Source organism: Elstera litoralis (genome assembly GCF_000963705.1).
GTDB classification, from domain to species: Bacteria; Pseudomonadota; Alphaproteobacteria; order Elsterales; family Elsteraceae; genus Elstera; species Elstera litoralis.
Window position 1 is genome coordinate 1 of the sequence record NZ_LAJY01000290.1, and the last position, 2,509, is coordinate 2,509.

Genomic DNA, 2,509 nt, shown 5'->3' on the forward strand with positions numbered 1-2,509 from the left:
CCAGGAACCTGTCCTGCAACAAATTTGCGCCGCCATCGCTGCCGATGAATTGCGCCATTACAAGCTCTTCTACGCAACGCTTAAGACCTACCTTGAAAAAGATGGCCTCGGGCGCTGGCAAAGGCTCCGCGTGGCCGCCACCCGTCTTACCGAAAGCGAAGACGATGAGTTGGCCTATGCCTATTACGCGGCAAACGGCACCAATGTTCCCTATGATCGCAAAACAAACACCCGCGCCTATGCCCGGCGGGCCTATGCTTTCTATCGCCCGCACCATGTAGATCGGTTCATGGCGATGATTTTCAAGGCCGTCGGTCTTGCGCCGCGCGGGCTGCTGCATCAGATCGCCACTAAAGCCGCCTGGACCTATATGGCCAAGCGCACGCAGCGGTTGGATCGGGAACTGGCGTGACTTTTGGCGTGCGCACCGAACAGGATTTGCTTCGGTTCGTCGAAAGCCAACCTGCGATGATGGACGCATTGCAGCAGGTCGAAGCGCTCGGCCTGCCCGATTGCTGGATCGGGGCTGGCTTTATCCGAAATGCCGTTTGGGATGCGTTGCACAGCTTGCCCTGGCAGGAGCCGCAAAGCGACATTGATGTTATCTATTTCGATGCAACGGCAACGGATAGAGGCTTGGATTGTCGCTACGAGGCCCTTCTGAGAAGGAGCCGCCCCGCGCTGCTTTGGTCGGTCAAGAACCAAGCCGCCATGCATCTGAAAAACGCTGATCCGCCTTATTGTGACACGGCTGACGCAATGCGGTTTTGGCCGGAGCGCTGCACGGCAATTGCAGTTCGCGTATCCCAGGGGCAACTCGATCTTTTGGCCCCCTTCGGGATCGATGATCTCATGTCGTTAAGGGTTCGTCCGACGCCGAACTTTATATCGCGCATGCCGGTCTATCAGCAGCGCCTCGCCACAAAAAAATGGCGCGCGCGCTGGCCCCGGCTATGCATCGAAGATTAACCCAACGGCTGCACCAGATGGCGACGAGCGCCACCTGGGCCTATAGGGCAGAGCGCAGGCAGTGGTAAATCGGGAGCTGGCTTAAGCCCGTCCTGACGTCGCACTTAAGCGGCATGCAACGCCAGGATGGTCTTGGCTTGGTTCTTATTTTTTCGCCGCACCCGTTGCCGCCGCCTCGATCACCGCGGCCACTGCTTTCGGCTGGGACAGGAAGACGACATGGCTGCCCTTGATCTCGGTCGTGCGCGCGCCAATCTTGGTGGCCATTTTGCGCAGTAACTCCGGGGCAATCGCCCCATCCTCGGTTGCCACGATCGCCCAGCTCGGTTTGCTTTTCCAAGCCGCGACGGTGATCTTCGTTTGGAGGGCCTTTAGCGCAATCGGCACCTGGGAGGCCTGAAGAAAAGCCGCATCTTCGGCGCTAACATCGGCAGCGAACCCGGCGCGGAAAGTTTCTGCTTTCAGAAAGGCAAAGCCATCGGCCTGTTCTTCGGGATTGAAGTTCGGCGGCGGCGCGATGTCGGCATATTGATCCAGCACCGACTGCCCCTCGTTCGGCGCGAAGGCTGCAACATAGACAAGCCCGGCAACCTTGGGGTTTGCCCCGGCCTGGCTAATCACCGCCCCGCCGTAGGAATGGCCAACGAGAATGACCGGCCCATCCTGGCGGGCGATGACGCGCTGGGTCGCCGCAATATCATCTTCGAAGGAGGTCAGCGGGTTCTGGACGATGCTGACTTTATAGCCGCGCGCGGACAAATGATCGTAAACCCCGCGCCAGCCAGACCCATCGGCGAAAGCACCGTGGACCAGCACAATATTGCGCACGCCCGGCGTCTGTTGCGCGTGAACGGGGGAGGTCGCGGCGAGCACCACAGCGGCAGACGCCAATAGCAGGGATTTGGTCATGATCGGCTCCTTTAGGTGTGTACGATTAGTTATCGCGCGATCAATGTCGCTCATCCTCATTCGAATGTCAATTGCACGATTTAATCGCACACGATTTTTTTGATAAGCAAAAACCGCAGAAGACCTAACCTCTGCGGTTCATAGCAAACCTGATTAGGGTGCGGCGGCGATTACGCCCCGGTAACCTCCATCTGCCGCCGCCGCTCCACCGGGGCTTCCGGCAGCAGGCTGCGGGCGTGACCGACGCAGCGACCGCATTTCACTTGGCAACCGTGGGCTTTATAGAGGGCCGCGAGGGTGGCCGCGCCGCTTTCACGGGCACGGACCAGATCACGCTCGCTCAAGGCATTGCAGACACAAACGATCATGCGGCCCTCTAATATGCCAAGGTCTTAGCTTTTCAGCGGTTCGACCTGATGTTGCAGATAGTTTTGCAGCCCGATCTGTTCGATCAGCGCCAACTGGGTTTCGAGGAAGTCGATATGCTCTTCGGTATCCACCAGAATCTTCGTCAGCAAGTCGCGGCTGGCGTAGTCTTTGATCTCTTCGAGATAGGCCATCGCTTCGATCAAATCGGTCCGCGCTTGGGTTTCGATGCGCAAATCGCCCGCAAGCGCTTCCGGCACATCTT

At 58.6% G+C, this 2,509-nt stretch carries 4 protein-coding genes and 1 pseudogene; 2 read left to right on the plus strand and 3 right to left on the minus strand.

Annotated features, from left to right (window positions below; all coding sequences use genetic code 11):
* Both VZ95_RS25570 and VZ95_RS11735 read left to right on the plus strand, forming a co-directional pair.
* Window positions 1-412: pseudogene (locus VZ95_RS25570) on the plus strand (ferritin-like domain-containing protein); the annotation flags it as partial.
* A complete protein-coding gene (locus VZ95_RS11735) occupies window positions 409-969 on the plus strand; it encodes a nucleotidyltransferase family protein (RefSeq protein WP_232302635.1) in 561 nt (186 codons plus the stop codon). The pseudogene VZ95_RS25570 and the gene VZ95_RS11735, both read left to right, overlap by 4 nt.
* A gap of 144 nt (window positions 970-1,113) precedes the next feature.
* Here VZ95_RS11735 and VZ95_RS11740 read toward each other — a convergent pair whose 3' ends face one another.
* The 3 genes from VZ95_RS11740 to VZ95_RS11750 form a co-directional block, all read right to left on the minus strand.
* Window positions 1,114-1,878 (minus strand): alpha/beta fold hydrolase, encoded by a 765-nt coding sequence (locus VZ95_RS11740; RefSeq protein WP_045776002.1) that lies wholly within the window; start codon window positions 1,876-1,878, stop codon window positions 1,114-1,116.
* Window positions 1,879-2,048: 170 nt separating this feature from the next.
* The gene (locus VZ95_RS11745) at window positions 2,049-2,246 is read right to left on the minus strand and encodes a (2Fe-2S)-binding protein (protein ID WP_045776003.1); all 198 of its coding nucleotides are present in this window, start codon (window positions 2,244-2,246) and stop codon (window positions 2,049-2,051) included.
* Between the two features lie 24 nt (window positions 2,247-2,270).
* On the minus strand, window positions 2,271-2,509 hold a 239-nt coding region (locus tag VZ95_RS11750), incomplete at its 5' end, for a ferritin-like domain-containing protein (RefSeq protein WP_045776004.1).